Genomic DNA, 16,643 nt, shown 5'->3' with positions numbered 1-16,643 from the left:
TGCAGTTAAGTGAAATGGATAAGAAATAATAAATCGCGGGCATAGTAACCACTTTTTTTTGCTTTAGCAATTAAAAAGTGGTGTTGTTTTTCTTTATTTTTTATAAAAAAGAATAAATATAATCGATTTAATTTAAGGCTAATTTTTCTTTATTCTTCATTTTAGTTAGTACTCTATTTTTAATTAATAAATCACTTTTACCGAGCTTTTTCGGCAATAATCTTCGTAATCATCTGTTAATTTTCTATCGGTGATAACAACATCAAATTGAGCTAAATCTCCCATATTGCCTGTCGCTGTTTCATCAAAATAGTGGTATTTGGTAAGTAAGATCTTACGAATAGATTTATCCATCGCTTTTTTCTTCATATAAAGATCGTCGATGTTATAACAGGTAACGCCAAAATCGAGATGGACACCTTCAGCTGAAATAAAGGCTTTTTTGGGATTAATGCTATCAAGATAAGAAGGTTGGGTAGGATTGTAGAATGAATCACTTTTAGGACGATATTCACCTCCGCAGAGTAAAACGGTGGCATTTTTTTTCTGGCTTAATGCTAAAAATACACGATGAGAATAACAGATCCCTGTGAAATGCAAATTATCAGGAATAAGTTCAATCAATGTAGGAATAAATTGCCCGTTATCGAAAAAAAGGACATCACCCTCAGAGACCATACCAGCGGCAAGATTGGGTATATGAAGTTCTTCAGTTTGATCTGGTGTAATAATATCGGATGATGTTGAAATTAAACCAGAATGAGGTTGGGCTAATGCAACAATATAGCCACCCAATAATGACATTGGAAATGGATTTTCAGCGTCAGAACTAAGATCGCGTCTAATCGTCATTTCAGAAACTTCAAGGATCCTTGCGGCGTCTTTAAGATGTATGCGACCTGAGCGTTTTATACATTCACTGAGGCGGCGCAAACGTTCGTGCTGTTTGGTCTCTATCACCGAAGGATCCTTGTGTTATCGAATAGCGTACTCCAAGAAAATATACGCTAAATAATTAGTAGTTTGATTCAGGTGCATCTGAATCTGTTGCGATAGCGACACTTGCACTAGCACCGATACGTGTTGCACCTGCTTTGATCATGTTTAATGCTGTTTGACGATCGCGAACACCACCTGATGCTTTCACGCCAACTTCATCGCCAACTGTTTTGCGCATTAAAGCAACATGATGTTCTGTTGCGCCCATTGTACTGTATCCTGTTGATGTTTTCACAAAATCAACGCGGATCTCACGACACATTTCACAAACTAAACGTACTTCGTCGTCAGTTAATAAGCAAGTTTCTAAAATAACTTTCAGTGTTGTGTTACCACAAGCCGCTTTTACTGCTTCGATATCTTGTTTTACGAAGTCTAAACGACCGCTTTTTAACATACCAATGTTAATAACCATATCGACTTCTTGTGCGCCTTGACGAATAGCTTCAGCAGCTTCAAATGCTTTTGTTGCGGTTAAACCCGCACCAAATGGGAAGTCGATAACACAACATACTTTTACATCACTTCCTTCAAGGCAAGTTCTTGCTAAAGGGATATAAGAAGTGTTAATACAAACAGAGAAGAAACCATGTTCTGCTGCTTCAGCACACAATTTCTTGATTTGTGCTTCAGTTGTATCTGCAGCAAGAAGGGTATGATCGATATAATTAGCTAATGGACGCATTGTATATTCCTTAATAAGAAGATTGTTATTTATCACTCATGTTAGTTTGGCAACATATTAGTGCTGTTTTAACGAGATAACAATCACAAATGATATTTAAATAACACGATACTGTTATACATCTATCAAAATGTCACTATTTTCACATTTATAAATTTTACATAAAAGTAAGAGGCGCTATGGATATCGCAGTGATTGGTTCAAATATGGTGGATTTGATCACCTATATAGATAGGATGCCAAAAGAGGGTGAAACCCTTGAGGCGCCGGCATTTAAGATTGGTTGCGGTGGTAAAGGGGCAAACCAAGCGGTTGCTGCTGCTAAATTAAATTCAAAAGTGATGATGTTAACAAAGGTTGGCGATGATATTTTCGCGGATAATACCATCATGAATTTAGGATCTTATGGCATTAATACACGCTATGTTGAAAAAGTACCGGGTACAACAAGTGGTGTTGCACCTATTTTTGTAACTTCTCAATCATCAAATAGCATTTTAATTGTTAAAGGTGCTAATCAGCATTTGTCGCCAGAAGATATCGATAGAGCGGCAGATAGCCTGAAAAAATGCAAAATAATTGTACTGCAATTAGAAATCCCCCTTGAAACGGTCTATCACGCTATCGAGTTCGGTAACAAACACCATATTCCTGTGTTATTTAATCCAGCTCCAGCGTCAAAAGCATTAGATCTTGATGTCGCTGCCCGTTGTGACTTTTTTGTTCCGAATGAAACAGAGCTAGAAATTTTGACGGGGATGCCAATCACCACAATGGATGAGATCCGCGAAGCCGCTTGTTTTTTACTACAAAAAGGCTTTAAGAATGTCATCGTTACATTAGGTGAGAAAGGCGCATTATGGATGAATGGCGAAATTGAAAAGTACATTCCTGCTATCGAAGTTGATGCTATAGATACCAGCGGGGCAGGTGATGCCTTTATTGGTTGCTTCTCCCATTATTATGTTCACACCAATAATATCGAAGAGGCATTAAATAAAGCGGTGATGTTTTCAGGTTTAAGTGTTGCTGGAAAAGGCACACAATCTTCTTATCCGAGTATTGAAGAATTTGGGCAGTTTTTGTCACAAGCAAAGTAATATCCTTTTTCATAATCACTTCTTTCTATTCTCTCAGTTATCTGGCTCATAAGGTAATTGAGAGGATCACTTTAAGATCATGCAATTAAATTATATTGAAGATCATTATTAAATTTCTCCCTGAAGAAAAAGACCTCGAGTTATGTGATTTATTTCACATCATTATGACAAATAAGATTGAAATATAATTTCATAGAGTGTAATTTTAATTGAAATTTAATTTCATAAGGTTGTTGTGATGAAAGAAGATGCATTGAGCCAATGTCTTAAAAATGAAAGTAACCAAGAAACAACCCAATTTTCAGAGTTAAGTGCATTGGAATTGGTCACATTAATCAATAGTGCAGATATGACGGTTGCAAGTGCAGTCAAAAAAGAATTACCTGCTATTGCCAATGTGGTAGAAAAAATTACTGAACGTGTGCAAAACGGTGGGCGTATTTTTTATGTCGGTGCAGGAACGAGTGGGCGATTAGCTGTATTAGACAGTGCAGAATGTCCTCCAACTTTCGGTGTACCTTCTACATTAGTGCAGGCGATTATTGCAGGGGGCCATGATGCAATGCTAAAGGCCGTTGAAAATATTGAAGATAGCCAAGAAGCGGCAATTGAAGAACTTCAACGTCGTCATGCTAGTGATAAAGATGTCATTATTGGTATTGCAGCAAGTGGTCGAACTCCTTTTACGGTTGCAGCGTTGCAATATGGTAAGAAACTAAAAGCGTTAACAGTATCTATTACCACGCGTGGCAAAAGTAAAATGAGTGAGATTGCTGACTTATCTATTGCACCAGACGTAGGCGCAGAGGTGTTAACAGGCTCCACTAGAATGAAAAGTGGCACAGCTCAAAAAATGATTTTGGGTATGTTAAGTACCAGTGTAATGACTAAGCTTGGCAAAGTGCATAAAAACCTTATGGTGGATGTGATTGCAAGTAATGAGAAATTACAACGTCGTGCTGAAGGCATTGTCAGCGAAGTGTGTGGAATTTCCAATGAAAGAGCCAGAACGCTGTTACAAATGGTTAATTATCATCCTAGAAAAGCCATTTTAATGTATGAGCTTCATCTGAGTGTGGAGAAAGTTGAGCAAATCACACAGCAATATCCTTATTGTTCGCTACAACAGCAACTTGCCCTATTTAATTAATAACAATATGAGTAAATACTCTGAACTTTAGCAGGCACACATATGGCTAATAAAATAGAACATCTCGACACGTTAGCAATAGAAATAGAAAAATACGCTGGTGGGTTTCAAAATGTGGTAACCCTAACACATTGTATGACTCGCATTCGATTGATTTTAAAAGATAGTTCGCTATTTAATGCTGATGCTTTAAAACAAGTCGAAGGCGTTAAAGGTGTTGTATTTAATGGCGAACAGCATCAAGTGATTGTCGGAATGGGAACCGCCGCAAAAGTTTATTCCATCATGAATAAGCGTATGCAAAAAAATTCAGCAAGTAGTGAAGATGAGCCTGTGTCAACACCAGTGAAAAAAGGCTTCTCGATACGTCGTATGCTCAATACATTAGCCGCTATTTTTGTTCCTACAATTCCTGCATTAATTGGCTGTGGTTTGATCATGGGGCTAATTAATATTATTCGTTTAATGGCGCCTGGTTTGGTTGATCAATTCCCTGAATTATTTAAGCTATTTAAATTAATTGGCAGTACGGTATTTGCGTATCTCTCAATTATGATAGGAATAAATACAGCTAAAGAGTTAGGCGCATCAACGTCGATTGGTGCAGTAATGGCTGGGTTATTAGCCATGCCAGGGCTTGCAGATATCACTTTATTTGGTGAGAAATTACAGCCAAATAGTGGGGGGATTTTTGCAGTATTAATGGTGGTAGTGTTCTCTTCAAAATTAGAATTATGGTTTCGTAGTATTGTTAAAGAGAGTCTTGATCTTATCTTAACGCCGTTTGTGACTATTTTAGTCTCTTCACTTGTGGCGATTATGATATTCCAACCTATCGGTCATTATCTTAATCAGTTATTAGCGCAAGGCGTATCATTATCACTATTAAATCAAGGTGGTGGTGCGGTTGTAACCGGTGCTGCGTTGGGGGGAAGTTTCTTATTTTTACTCTTAACGGGATTACACCAAGGGTTAATTCCTATTCATACCGAAATTTTAAATACTTTTGGTTTAAATTACCTGTTCCCTATTTTAGCCATGGGCGGAATGGGGCAAGTAGGCTCTTGTTTTTGGGTTTATCTACGTACTAAAAATCAACGTTTAAAGAAAACATTAATGGGCGCATTGCCTGTGGGTATTTTCGGTGTTGGTGAGCCGTTATTATTTGGTGTTTCTCTTCCATTAGGAAAACCTTTTGTAGCGGGATGTATTGGTGGTGCTGCTGGTGGTGCATTAATGGCCTATTTCCAAGTTGGGATCATTATTCCATTTGGTACTGCTGGGTTATCATTAATTCCGTTAGTCGGTGATGGGCAAATTATTAAGTTCCTGATCGCGGTATTAGGCGCATGGATTGTCGGTTTTATTGCCAGTATGCTAATGGGATTTACAGATCCAGAGAAATAAGTCAGAAATAAAAAGGATAACAGGATGTCGACACTGACCAAAAAACTTGAAAGTTTGCTAATACAGGGCAAAGGCACAGAACAACGTATTGCTCATTATTTATTAGAGAATAGTGAGAATATTGCCAGTATGAATGCAGCTGAACTGGCACTGAAAGCTGGTGTAAGTAGTGCTTCTGTTATCCGTTTCTCTCGTCAAATGGGATATCGTGGTTATCCTGAATTTAAAATTGATTACCTTTCAGAAGAAAAGCAACAAAAAAGCAGTGGCGGTATTCTTTATGGTAATTTAGCGAAAACAGATCCGACAGAATTAATTATTTCAAAAACAGGCCATCTATTTACTAGCGCTATTCAGGACTCATTGGCTTTGTTAGATCCCAAGTGTATTGATCTGCTGGCTAAAAAAATGGTCTCGGCTAAACGCATTGTCCTGTTTGGTATTGGTGCCTCTGCGGTTGTGGCAAGTGATATTTTCCATAAGCTAATTCGCGTGAATAAAAACGCCTTATTTAGTTCAGATCTTCATGCTCAACTGGCTTATTCTGCCAATTTATCAGTTGATGACTTTGCTATTGCAGTTACTGCACGGGGTAATACTGCTGATATTAATCGTATGTTGAAATCAGCAAAGAATGAAGGCTGTTTAACGGTGGCATTAACCCGTTTTGGGCAAGATGAAGCGACTCGTTTATCTGATTATACGTTGCCTTATTTTTATGATGAACAACACTCTCAATTGGGGGTGATCACGCCACAAGTTTTACAAATGGTGGCTTTTGATGTGTTGTTTTTTAAATATATGACACTGGCGAGTGAGTCAGCAGAAAAAGCCTTATTAAAAGGGCGAGAAGCTGTCATGCAAGGAAATCAATAATGTTACTTATCACTACATTAGCGGTAGGTGCTGCTATTGGTTTAATTATTAGCACAACGGGCGTGGGTGGCGGTGTTATTGTTTTACCTGTATTGACGTATTTTTTTGGTATGAATGCATTAATGGCTGTGGCAACAGCAAATTTATTATCGATGTTGATGAAAGTCACCTCGTCTTATATGCATTTTCGCCTTGGTAATATTCCTTTTAAAAGAGCAATGATTGTATTAGGAATAATGCTACCAAGTACCTTTTTGGCTAGTGTTTTGGTTAATTATTTAGGTTCATTAGAGCAGTATCAGCAACAAGTTGAATGGGGAATTAATGCGCTTGTTGTCAGTGCTATTGTGTTTTCTCTATTTCTCTTTGTACAGAGAATGTTTTTCTCATTACCTCCCGTTGTGGTTGAAAATACAGCGTTAGCGCCTTTAAATATAAAAGCACTATTACTTCCTGCGATTGCAGCAGGTGTTGTTTTAGGTGCAACAGGGGTGGGGGGCGGTGTCGTTGTATTACCGTTATTGCTACGTTATGCAAACCTCTCTATTAAGCAGGCCATTGGTACTTCTATATTTACCACAACATTGTTATCAGGCTCTTCAGCACTGGCTTATATGCAAGATGGGCATACGGATATTCATTTGGCGCTTTTGTTATTTTTAGGCTCATTGATCTCTATTCCCTTGTCTAAGTGGCTGTTAATCAGAATGCCTGATAAGGTATTTCAGTATGCAACTTTGATTTTAATTATTTGTAGTGGCGTAATGATGCTAGCTAAATTATTTTAATGTTAAAACACATCGGTAACATTAACATTTAAGAAACACAATAAATAATAACTAAATAAAGTTGAATTATTTCTATTAATTTATTTTATATTATATTGCTAATTTAATTGAGTTAGTCTGTTAATATAAACTCAATTCTCCTTATAGTATATGTGTGTTAATGGAATGTTTTATTCATTATTTATTTCTAATAAGATATGATTTTAGTCATAAATAGATAATTGAGATAATAATCACATTAATGTTAATTCCTATATGTTTCACTGTAATCCTCATTTAATACATATAGATGAAGGTACTAGTATTATGGAAAATAATAATAGGAAAACACCTCATATTAGACGTATTACCCACATCATGATGTATAAACAACGTCAATGTTTTCATTTCTCCGTTTTTAACGGTTAAGCCCTCTTTTTGCGCACTAAAAATATAAAGCATACTTCCTAATGACGTCTGTTATTGGGGGGGGCTCTATTTTTTATAAATAACAAATCATTTCTTTAACTCTATTATTATCAGAATAATTAGGAGATAGGATTATTATGTCTATTAATATTAAAGGTAGAAGTTTTCTAAAATTACTCGATTTTTCATCGGCTGAAATTCAATATTTATTAAAGTTATCTAAACATTTTAAGTCATTAAAAATGACAGGCATTCCTCATCGTTCTTTGGAAGGTAAAAATATCGTTTTATTATTTGAAAAAACCTCAACACGTACGCGCTGCGCTTTTGAAGTAGCGGGTTATGATTTAGGAATGGGGGTGACTTATCTTGATCCCGGCTCCTCACAAATGGGGAAAAAAGAGTCTATTGAAGATACTGCGCGTGTATTAGGGCGTTTTTATGATGGTATTGAATATCGTGGTTTCGATCAGTCATTAGTTGAAGAATTGGCTGCAAAATCAGGTGTGCCAGTGTGGAACGGTCTGACAGATAAATTCCACCCAACTCAGATGTTGGCGGATATGCTGACTGTTGAAGAAAACTTTGGTCATTTAAAAGGGCTTAAGCTCACTTTCTTTGGTGATGCTCGCAATAACGTTGCTAACTCTTTAATGGTAGTTTGTGCGAAATTAGGCTTACATTTTACAGCGTGTGGCCCAGCATCTTTAATGCCAGAAGAGCAACTTGTGAAAGAGTGTCGTGTAATCGCGGCAGAAAATGAAGGCTCTATCACGTTAACCGAAGATATTGAAAAAGGGGCGAAAGATGCGGATGTTCTCTATACCGATATTTGGGTTTCAATGGGTGAACCAGATAGTGTATGGGATGAACGTATTCGCTTATTAAAAGCTTATCAAGTGAACAGTTCTATGATGAAAATGGCTAATCCTCATGCGATTTTCTTACACTGTTTACCTTCATTCCACGATCGTCTAACTATTATTGGTGAAGATATTTATCAGAAGTTTGGTTTGAGTGAAATGGAAGTGGCTGACGATGTTTTTGAATCTCGTCAATCAAAAGTTTTCGATCAAGCTGAAAACCGTATGCATACCATTAAAGCTGTTATGTTTGCCACTTTAAACTAAAGCAAGGAGTTAATAATGCCTAAAAAGGTATTTATTGCTTTAGGGGGAAATGCATTAGGAAATACGCCACTAGAGCAAAAGCAGATAGTACGAAAAACCGCAAAGCCCATCGTGGACTTGGTTGAGAAAGGTTACCAAATCATTATTGGTCATGGCAATGGTCCTCAAGTTGGGATGATAAATTTAGCTATGGATTATGCATCACAACAAAATATTGGCACGCCTTATATGCCATTTGCTGAATGTGGTGCTATGAGCCAAGGTTATATCGGTTATCACTTACAACAAGCTATTAATGATGAGTTGTGTGCTCGACATCTGAATAAAAATTATGGTTGTGCAACGATAGTGACCCAAGTGGTGGTTGATAAAAATGATCCTGCTTTTTTATCGCCAACAAAACCCATAGGGGCCTTTTATACTCAACAGCAAGCTGAGGCTATTCAAGAAGAGCATGGTTTTCACTTTATGGAAGATGCGGGGCGTGGATATCGTCGCGTTATTCCATCACCAAAACCGTTAGAAATTGTAGAATCACCGATTATTAAGCAGTTAGTTGAACATAATATTGTGGTGATCACTGTTGGTGGTGGTGGTATTCCTGTTATTCGGAAAGATGATTTATTAGAGGGTATTGATGCCGTTATTGATAAAGATAATTCCAGTGCTAAATTAGCTGTCGAATTAAAAGCAGATATTTTATTAATATTAACGGCTGTTGATAAAGTGGCAATTAATTTTAATAAACCAGAGCAAGTTAATTTAGATAAATTAACATTTTCTCAAGCTGAAGAATATATTTCTCAAGGACAATTTGCTAAAGGAAGTATGTTACCGAAAGTTGAAGCTTGTCTTAATTTTCTAAAAGAAAGTCACAAGGATGCTCAAGCAATTATTACTTCTTTAGATAATGCACTATCTGCTTTAGAAGGGAAAACAGGTACAACAATTATCTCTAATTAATATTATTTTTATTATTCTAAATTTAATTCTAAAAATAAATACTGCCAGTTAGACATTATTTCTACTGGCAGTCGTTACCTCTTATTTAAGTCGAGGACGCTATGAAACTTAAAAAGTTTGCGTTTCCGACCGCATTTACTATTTTATTTGCAATTACAGTAATTGTGGTTGGCTTAACATGGATTATTCCAGCAGGCGAATATCAACGATTAAGTTATAACTCAGCAGAGCCATCATTAGTGGTTGCAAAAATAGACGGTTCTCATGAATTATTACCTGCAACTCAAGCCACATTAGATGACTTAAATGTCTCTATTGAGATTAATAAATTTACTGATGGAACAATTAAAAAACCGATAGCGATACCTGGAACCTATGAACGTGTAGCACAACAACCCAAAGGGATAATGGATATTACTGAAAGTATGGTGAAAGGAACGATAGAGGGGGCTGATGTTATTGTTTTCATTCTTGTCTTGGGGGGGCTTATCGGGGTTGTTAATAAAACTGGTGCATTCAATGCGGGCTTAACAGCACTGGCAAATCGAACCAAAGGTAAAGAGTTTTTAGTGGTGTTTGGTGTCACGATTATATTATCCATAGGCGGGACAAGTTGTGGGATTGAAGAAGAAGCCGTAGCTTTCTACCCCATATTAGTGCCTATATTCTTAATATTGGGATATGACGCTATTGTGTGTGTTGGGGCCATTTTCCTTGCCTCTTCAATGGGGGCTGGATTTTCAACAGTTAATCCATTCTCTGTGGTGATAGCCTCAAATGCATCAGGAATAAGTTTTATTGAAGGGATTGGCTTTCGTACTATTGGTTTGGTTATAGGTACGATTGGCGTTTTGGTTTATTTATACTGGTATTGTAAAAAAATCAAAAAAAATCCTGCTTTTTCTTATAACTATGAAAATGCCGAAAGTTTTAAACAGCGCTTTTTAAGTAATTACGATCCTAATGAAATATTAGAATTTTCATGGCGTCGTAAAGTGATCCTCTGCTTATTTGTTGCCGCTTTTCCTATTATGGTTTGGGGCGTCATGGATATGGGCTGGTGGTTTCCACAAATGGCCGCTCTCTTTTTAGCCATTGCCATCGTCATTATTTTCCTTTCTGGATTAAAAGAAAAAACGGCTATTGATGGATTTATTCATGGGGCATCTGAATTAGTAGGCGTTTCATTAATTATTGGTTTAGCGCGTGGTGTTAACCTTGTGATGGAACAAGGTAAAATTGCCGATACTATCCTTGAGTTTATGTCTCATATGGTTGCAGGAATGCCGCCAAGCTTATTCTTATTGGCACAGCTCATGGTTTTTATTTGCTTAGGTTTTATCGTTCCTTCCTCTTCAGGGCTTGCGGTTTTAGCGATGCCAATTATGGCGCCATTAGCGGATGCAGTCGGTGTTCCTCGTTATATGGTGGTATCTGCATATAACTGGGGGCAATATATTATGTTGTTCTTAGCCCCTACCGGACTGGTGTTAGCAACCTTGCAAATGTTAGATATCTCCTATAACAAATGGCTTAAATTTATTATGCCTATGGTGGTATTTATGTTTGTACTTTCGGCAACATTACTCTTGGTTCAAGTTGCGTTTTTATAAAATTGAGTTGGTGTGTTTACGCAGATAAAAGGATTTTTGGTTATTCTGTAATGTGAGGTTAATCTGGTTTTTTATGCTGTTATCGTCATTATTTTTTTATTTTCATTAGAAGTGATCTAGCTCTCGTTTTTAATGGTGATAAAAAATAAACCGAAAAAAAAGGTTGTTAATTTGTAGAAGTTATGTTTTTTTAAATACAGATAATACGTAAACACATCATTAAATTAATTGATAGGTAACCCATGATCATCACTACTCTACTACAAAGCCTACGACTAACAGCGCACATTGCGGCTGTGGTTGTCGTGCGTGTGGTGGTGGTCGTCGGCAAAGCGCCGTAACGGGTCCGAATCAACACAGTTTCGAAACCCCGCCGGCGCACTAACCGGGCGGGGTTTTTCTTTTCTACCTGCCCATCAAGTCCGGCTTAGAACAAAGGACAGATAAAAATGGGTGATCAACAAGAAAACGCCACAACAAGTAGAACGTTTACTGGCGCACAATTAATCGTTTATTTACTGGAACGACAAGGCATTACGACAGTTGCAGGTATTCCCGGTGGGGCTGCGCTTCCTTTGTATGATGCATTGAGCCAAAGTAAATCTATTCGACATATTTTAACTCGCCATGAGCAAGGTGCGGGTTTTATTGCACAAGGTATTGCAAGAGCAAATGGTAAACCTGCTGTGTGTATTGCCTCAAGTGGCCCAGGTGCGACAAATTTAGTGACAGCGATTGCAGATGCTAAACTGGACTCTATTCCTTTGGTTTGTATTACAGGCCAAGTCTCTTCAGCCATGATCGGAACCGATGCTTTCCAAGAAGTTGATACTTATGGCATGTCTATTCCCATTACTAAACATAACTATTTAGTACGCGATATTGCGGATTTACCTGACATCATTTGTGATGCATTTCGTTTAGCAATGTCAGGAAGACCGGGACCAGTTTGGGTTGACGTGCCAAAAGATGTTCAGCAAGCCAAAATTACATTAGAAGCGTTACCGCCTATTCCACAAAAAGATCCTGTTCCCGCATTTAATACTGATTTAGTGATACAAGCGGCGCAAATGATTAATCAGGCTAAAAACCCCGTTTTATATTTAGGTGGGGGGATTATTAGCTCTGAGGCATGTAAAGAGGCAATTGAATTAGCAGAAAAAAGTAACCTACCTACAACCATGACATTAATGGGATTAGGATTAATGCCACCTTCACATCCATTGTATTTGGGGATGTTGGGTATGCATGCAACTCGTAGTACCAATTTTATTTTGGAAGAAGCGGATCTGTTGATTGTATTAGGGGCTAGATTTGACGATCGTGCCATCGGTAAAGCCGAGAAGTTTTGCCCTAATGCTAAAATTATTCATGTTGATATCGATCGCGCTGAAATTAGTAAGATCAAACGCCCTGATATTGCGATCCACGCCGATGCGAAATCCGTATTATCACTGTTATTACCATTGATTAATACCAATAAACGTAATGAATGGATAGAACGTGTTACGACACTAAAACAAGAATATCCATTGGAGATGAAAAACTCTGAAAATATTCTGAGTGGTTACGGTATTGTATTGGCTGCCTCAAGCTGCGTAGATGATGATGCGATTATTACGACTGACGTAGGACAACACCAGATGTGGGTAGCGCAAGCGTATCCGTTAAATCGACCTCGACAATGGTTAACTTCAGGTGGATTAGGCACGATGGGGTTTGGTTTACCTGCTGCAATTGGTGCCGCGTTAGCTGAGCCAGATAAGAAAATTCTCTGCTTTTCGGGGGATGGCAGTATTATGATGAATATTCAAGAGCTTGCCACCGCTGCTGAACACCAATTAGATATCAAAATTATTTTGATTAATAATCAGGCGCTGGGTTTAGTGCATCAACAACAAACGCTGTTTTTTGAAGAGCGCATTTATGCTGCAGCTTACCCTTATCAAACAGATTTTATCCGTATTGCACAAGGTTTTGGTTTAGATACCTGTGACTTAAATCAAGAAGCAGATCCCGCCAGTGCATTGCAAGCTGCTATTGAAAAACCAGGCCCTTGCTTAATTCACGTTATGATTGATATCCATGAAAAAGTATTTCCAATGGTTCCACCTGGGGCTGCAAATATTGAGATGATAGGAGCTTAATTTATGTCAAACCAATCACAACCTATCGCGCTGGAATTGATTGTTCGCAACCATCCCGGTGTTATGACCCATATTTGTGGTCTATTTGCCCGTCGCGCATTTAACGTCGATGGCATTTTGTGTTTACCGATGAAAAATAGCGATAAAAGCCGGATTTGGCTATTAGTACAAAAAGATGATCGTCTAATGCAGATGGTCAGTCAGGTCGAAAAGCTTGAAGACGTAAAAGAAGTCAGATTTAGTGATGATTTACGTGTTTTTGAACAAATGGAAAGTTATTTAAATTAATGCAGATTGGCTCTCTCTTTAATCATTAAGAGGGAGCCAATATAGTGCTTAAGGACGATGGTGGTAATGCTGTTGATTTGGGCTAGACATAATCACAGAAGCGCGTAAATGTCCTTCCACACAGATATAAGAGTGGGGAGCATTGCCATGAAAAGCGTAAAAATCACCTGTTTCTAATAAGACAGTTTCGTCGTTATCAAAACGCATCATTAATTTACCAGAATAGACCATGATGTGTTCTTGCGTACCATCAGCGTGAGCAGGGCTATTAATAATTGCCCCATGCTTCATCTCAATATGCCAAATCTCAGTAATATTGCCGATACCAATACGGAATTTAAATTCTTGGGCATAATCACCAACGATAGGTTTATGTCGTTCTAAGCGAGGGTACTCTTCGCGTGTAAAACTAAATAAATCTCCCAAAGGAAAGCCAAGGGCTATCGCGATAGCCTCTAAGGTATCGATTCTAGGATTAGAATCACCGGATTCTAATTTTGACAATGCAGCCTTGGATATTCCCGATTTTCTTGATAACTCATTAAGTGACAAGTTTCGAGATTGCCTTAATTGTTTGACTTTATTACCAAGGTATTCATTTGTTTTTTTAGGAGGTTGTGGGTTCATTGCCAATTCAAAATATCGTTAGTTTAAAAGTGTCATTCCGATTAGATAATAACACTAATTAACCGTATTCGGAAAAATGAGATCCTGTTTCTGCTGTATTTTGTGAATCGTCTTACGATCACTGTTCGATTTTTAATAATTACGCTAATATCCTTCGTTAAATGATAATTATTCAAGGTTTATTATGATGGACTTACTTAGTTGGTCTGATCTTTTTATTTGCCTACTTACCTTATTTTTTGCTTATGTTATTTTCGGTATGGCAGGGTTTGGCTCCGCGTTAATTGCAGGCCCCGTATTAGCACTTTATTTACCTCTTTCAATGATAGTACCTTTATTGGCATTAATTGATTTAAGTGCTGCCATAGTGAATGTCTTAAGAGATGGTAAACAGGCTGATTTTAAAGAGATACGCTATCTTATCCCGCTTATTATTATTGGTAGTCTTGTTGGTGCGACAATTTTATTAACCACACGACCTGATTTGCTCTCTCTTCTTTTAGGTATTTTTGCTGCTTGTTATGCAATCTATGCACTGTTTTGGAAAAAACAAGAAAGCCAATTTTCTCAACGCTTGGTTTATCCTTTTGGGTTAATTGGTGGGGTCTTTAGCGCATTGTTTGGTAGTGGCGGTTTTTTATATGCGATTTATTTATCAGGTAGGATCGCAGACAAAAATAAGTTTCGCATCACACAAACCACATTGATTGGCTTTAGTACATTAACGCGAGTGGTGATTTTCTTATTTGCAGGAATTTATTGGCAATTAGATATTCTTAAATTAGCGGTTATTTTCTTGCCTGCTATGTTTGCTGGCGTGTGGTTAGGGCGAAATTTAACATTACGTATGTCAAAAGCACGATTTATGAGTGTGATTTATACCATTGTATTGGCATCCGGTACTGTGCTTATCTACCGTTATTTTTCTTAAGTGTTGTAGGATAAGTGACGGTGGAGTGAGAATATTGTGAAAGACAAAGATCTTCGTGAGTCAAACGGAGATCTTTCTCTGATTAATGTTACTTTTTAAGCATGTTTATCTATTTCTTATCCCCTATAATACAACAATATTTTATTTAACCCCCTTTCTTTTATTACAGAGGTTTCTGTTATTCACAGAAACAAATAAACATGTCATATCAAAACTATCGCCAATCCGAAGTTTTTGCGATAACAACTATCACGGTAAGTATTGGCGTTATCGGGATTGTTATCGGATTAACTATTCCCATGGTTGCACTACGCCTTAATTTAGTGGGTATTAGTGAATCTATCATTGGGCTTATTTCCGCAGCGCCAGCTATTGGGATGTTAGTTATTTCACCTTTTGCTCGGCGTATTGTGCAATGGATTGGTAAACGCTTTGCTATGCTTTTAGCAACCATTATTTCTGCAATAAGCTTATTACCTTTAATGGGAAGCTTACCTCTAGAGTTGTTATTTCCTTTACGACTTATCACTGGTATTGCCAGTGGTGTGATGATTTGTTTAGGAGAGACGTGGATTAATGAGCTTTCACCAGATAATAAACGTGGACGGATTTTAGCGGTATATACCACTGTATTTACAATTAGCCAGTTATTAGGGCCTTCAATTATTGCGCTTTATGGCGTCGCAGATAAGACACCTATTTTAATTAGTGTCTTTATTCATATTATCTCTATTGTCCTGTTTTTAATGATGGATCAGAAAACAGGAGATAAATTACCAAAAGATACGCAAGAGCCTAATTTTTCTATTATTCGCTTTGTTAAAGTTGCACCAGCAATCTGTGGTGGCATTGTATTTTTTGCTTTTTTTGATGGTACCGTACTTTCAATGTTTCCTATTTATGGTTTAAGTATGGGACATACTGAAGCTATTGCAGCCATGATGATAAGCGCTATTTTAGCCGGTGACGCCATTATGCAAATGCCGTTTGGCTGGCTTGCTGACCATATGAACAGAACGCGGTTATATCGAATTTGTGGTGTGGTAACGCTGCTCGCAAGCTTATTATTACCTATCACGATGTCTCATACATTTTTGATTTGGCCTTTATTACTGGTGCTGGGCGCAACAGCGGGTGCGATATACACCATTGCGTTGGTACAAATAGGGCAATATTTCTCAGGTAATGATCTGATGGTCGCTAATGCGTCTGCGGCTATGTTATGGGGAATTGGTAATTTATCTGGACCTTTGCTGGCTGGCGCATTGTCAGAAATTTCTTCATCTTCACTACCCTTTTTATTGGTTGCCATGACAGGCTTATTCTTAGTATCAACGATGGAACGTTGGAATCTAGGCGTTGAAGCACTCAATAGTCGCTCATCTTAATATCATTTCTTCTCTATCGTATTCCATTTAGGGTGATAGGAATACGATAGAAGAACTCTCTCTTTTCTCGATTTCTAAATATTCAAATTTTATCTTATTGTTTTTTATAAATGATTATAATTATTTTTCGTAATTTTACTTAT

General features: G+C 37.6%; 17 protein-coding genes. 14 read left to right on the top strand and 3 right to left on the bottom strand.

Annotation, left to right across the window (positions count from 1 at the left end; genetic code table 11):
- Positions 1–183 precede the first annotated feature (183 nt).
- Positions 184–960: a DeoR family transcriptional regulator gene (locus tag JEP40_RS04910; RefSeq protein WP_198622702.1), complete on the bottom strand. Its 777-nt coding sequence runs from the start codon at positions 958–960 to the stop codon at positions 184–186.
- A 55-nt stretch (positions 961–1,015) separates the two neighbouring features.
- The gene (deoC, locus tag JEP40_RS04905) at positions 1,016–1,684 is read right to left on the bottom strand and encodes a deoxyribose-phosphate aldolase (RefSeq protein ID WP_072069516.1); all 669 of its coding nucleotides are present in this window, start codon (positions 1,682–1,684) and stop codon (positions 1,016–1,018) included.
- 179 nt (positions 1,685–1,863) lie between these two features.
- On the opposite strand from deoC, the gene rbsK reads away from it, so the two are divergent.
- The 12 genes from rbsK (at position 1,864) to ilvN (ending at position 13,554) form a co-directional block, all read left to right on the top strand.
- The gene (gene rbsK, locus JEP40_RS04900; RefSeq protein WP_198622701.1) at positions 1,864–2,784 is read left to right on the top strand and encodes a ribokinase; all 921 of its coding nucleotides are present in this window, start codon (positions 1,864–1,866) and stop codon (positions 2,782–2,784) included.
- Between the two features lie 238 nt (positions 2,785–3,022).
- Positions 3,023–3,934 (top strand): N-acetylmuramic acid 6-phosphate etherase, encoded by a 912-nt coding sequence (gene murQ, locus JEP40_RS04895; protein WP_198622700.1) that lies wholly within the window; start codon positions 3,023–3,025, stop codon positions 3,932–3,934.
- 42 nt (positions 3,935–3,976) lie between these two features.
- Positions 3,977–5,341: a PTS transporter subunit EIIC gene (locus JEP40_RS04890; RefSeq protein ID WP_198622699.1), complete on the top strand. Its 1,365-nt coding sequence runs from the start codon at positions 3,977–3,979 to the stop codon at positions 5,339–5,341.
- Positions 5,342–5,365: 24 nt separating this feature from the next.
- On the top strand, positions 5,366–6,217 hold the full coding sequence (locus JEP40_RS04885; protein WP_198622698.1) for a MurR/RpiR family transcriptional regulator: 852 nt from the start codon (positions 5,366–5,368) through the stop codon (positions 6,215–6,217).
- On the top strand, positions 6,217–7,005 hold the full coding sequence (locus JEP40_RS04880) for a sulfite exporter TauE/SafE family protein (protein WP_198622697.1): 789 nt from the start codon (positions 6,217–6,219) through the stop codon (positions 7,003–7,005). Before JEP40_RS04885 ends, JEP40_RS04880 begins: the two co-directional genes overlap by 1 nt.
- Positions 7,006–7,311: 306 nt before the next feature.
- Entirely contained in the window at positions 7,312–7,413 is a 102-nt protein-coding gene (speFL, locus tag JEP40_RS19245) for a leader peptide SpeFL (RefSeq protein ID WP_106426928.1), read from the top strand.
- A 137-nt stretch (positions 7,414–7,550) separates the two neighbouring features.
- Positions 7,551–8,543, top strand: a complete 993-nt coding sequence (gene argF, locus JEP40_RS04870) for an ornithine carbamoyltransferase (protein WP_198622696.1) — start codon at positions 7,551–7,553, stop codon at positions 8,541–8,543.
- Between the two features lie 15 nt (positions 8,544–8,558).
- The gene (arcC, locus tag JEP40_RS04865; protein ID WP_198622695.1) at positions 8,559–9,506 is read left to right on the top strand and encodes a carbamate kinase; all 948 of its coding nucleotides are present in this window, start codon (positions 8,559–8,561) and stop codon (positions 9,504–9,506) included.
- 101 nt (positions 9,507–9,607) lie between these two features.
- Entirely contained in the window at positions 9,608–11,119 is a 1,512-nt protein-coding gene (locus JEP40_RS04860) for a YfcC family protein (RefSeq protein WP_198622694.1), read from the top strand.
- 242 nt (positions 11,120–11,361) lie between these two features.
- A complete protein-coding gene (gene ivbL, locus JEP40_RS04855) occupies positions 11,362–11,460 on the top strand; it encodes an ilvB operon leader peptide IvbL (RefSeq protein WP_071788573.1) in 99 nt (32 codons plus the stop codon).
- Positions 11,461–11,568: 108 nt separating this feature from the next.
- The gene (ilvB, locus tag JEP40_RS04850; RefSeq protein ID WP_198622693.1) at positions 11,569–13,266 is read left to right on the top strand and encodes an acetolactate synthase large subunit; all 1,698 of its coding nucleotides are present in this window, start codon (positions 11,569–11,571) and stop codon (positions 13,264–13,266) included.
- Positions 13,267–13,269: 3 nt separating this feature from the next.
- Entirely contained in the window at positions 13,270–13,554 is a 285-nt protein-coding gene (ilvN, locus tag JEP40_RS04845; RefSeq protein WP_006535577.1) for an acetolactate synthase small subunit, read from the top strand.
- Between the two features lie 48 nt (positions 13,555–13,602).
- Here ilvN and JEP40_RS04840 read toward each other — a convergent pair whose 3' ends face one another.
- Positions 13,603–14,181, bottom strand: a complete 579-nt coding sequence (locus JEP40_RS04840) for a helix-turn-helix domain-containing protein (RefSeq protein ID WP_069368071.1) — start codon at positions 14,179–14,181, stop codon at positions 13,603–13,605.
- Positions 14,182–14,365: 184 nt separating this feature from the next.
- Here JEP40_RS04840 and JEP40_RS04835 point away from each other — a divergent pair, with 184 nt between their 5' ends.
- Both JEP40_RS04835 and JEP40_RS04830 read left to right on the top strand, forming a co-directional pair.
- Positions 14,366–15,112, top strand: coding sequence for a sulfite exporter TauE/SafE family protein (locus JEP40_RS04835; RefSeq protein WP_160229926.1), 747 nt, complete (start codon positions 14,366–14,368; stop codon positions 15,110–15,112).
- Positions 15,113–15,312: 200 nt separating this feature from the next.
- Complete coding sequence (locus JEP40_RS04830) at positions 15,313–16,500, top strand: MFS transporter (protein WP_198622692.1); 1,188 nt, start codon at positions 15,313–15,315, stop codon at positions 16,498–16,500.
- Positions 16,501–16,643: the final 143 nt, after the last annotated feature.

Source organism: Proteus vulgaris (genome assembly GCF_016239305.1).
Lineage (GTDB): Bacteria > Pseudomonadota > Gammaproteobacteria > Enterobacterales > Enterobacteriaceae > Proteus > Proteus vulgaris_C.
The sequence above is the reverse complement of the archived record's forward strand: the minus strand, read 5'-3'. Positions and strand labels throughout refer to the sequence as shown.

Coding starts and splice junctions, on each gene's coding strand:
- argF (WP_198622696.1), top strand. CDS start 7,551: ATGTCTATTAATATTAAAGGTAGAAGTTTTCTAAAATTACTCGATTTT.
- ilvN (WP_006535577.1), top strand. CDS start 13,270: ATGTCAAACCAATCACAACCTATCGCGCTGGAATTGATTGTTCGCAAC.
- arcC (WP_198622695.1), top strand. CDS start 8,559: ATGCCTAAAAAGGTATTTATTGCTTTAGGGGGAAATGCATTAGGAAAT.
- speFL (WP_106426928.1), top strand. CDS start 7,312: ATGGAAAATAATAATAGGAAAACACCTCATATTAGACGTATTACCCAC.
- JEP40_RS04885 (WP_198622698.1), top strand. CDS start 5,366: ATGTCGACACTGACCAAAAAACTTGAAAGTTTGCTAATACAGGGCAAA.
- JEP40_RS04840 (WP_069368071.1), bottom strand. CDS start 14,181: ATGAACCCACAACCTCCTAAAAAAACAAATGAATACCTTGGTAATAAA.
- ivbL (WP_071788573.1), top strand. CDS start 11,362: ATGATCATCACTACTCTACTACAAAGCCTACGACTAACAGCGCACATT.
- JEP40_RS04830 (WP_198622692.1), top strand. CDS start 15,313: ATGTCATATCAAAACTATCGCCAATCCGAAGTTTTTGCGATAACAACT.
- deoC (WP_072069516.1), bottom strand. CDS start 1,684: ATGCGTCCATTAGCTAATTATATCGATCATACCCTTCTTGCTGCAGAT.
- murQ (WP_198622700.1), top strand. CDS start 3,023: ATGAAAGAAGATGCATTGAGCCAATGTCTTAAAAATGAAAGTAACCAA.
- JEP40_RS04890 (WP_198622699.1), top strand. CDS start 3,977: ATGGCTAATAAAATAGAACATCTCGACACGTTAGCAATAGAAATAGAA.
- ilvB (WP_198622693.1), top strand. CDS start 11,569: ATGGGTGATCAACAAGAAAACGCCACAACAAGTAGAACGTTTACTGGC.
- JEP40_RS04880 (WP_198622697.1), top strand. CDS start 6,217: ATGTTACTTATCACTACATTAGCGGTAGGTGCTGCTATTGGTTTAATT.
- rbsK (WP_198622701.1), top strand. CDS start 1,864: ATGGATATCGCAGTGATTGGTTCAAATATGGTGGATTTGATCACCTAT.
- JEP40_RS04860 (WP_198622694.1), top strand. CDS start 9,608: ATGAAACTTAAAAAGTTTGCGTTTCCGACCGCATTTACTATTTTATTT.
- JEP40_RS04835 (WP_160229926.1), top strand. CDS start 14,366: ATGATGGACTTACTTAGTTGGTCTGATCTTTTTATTTGCCTACTTACC.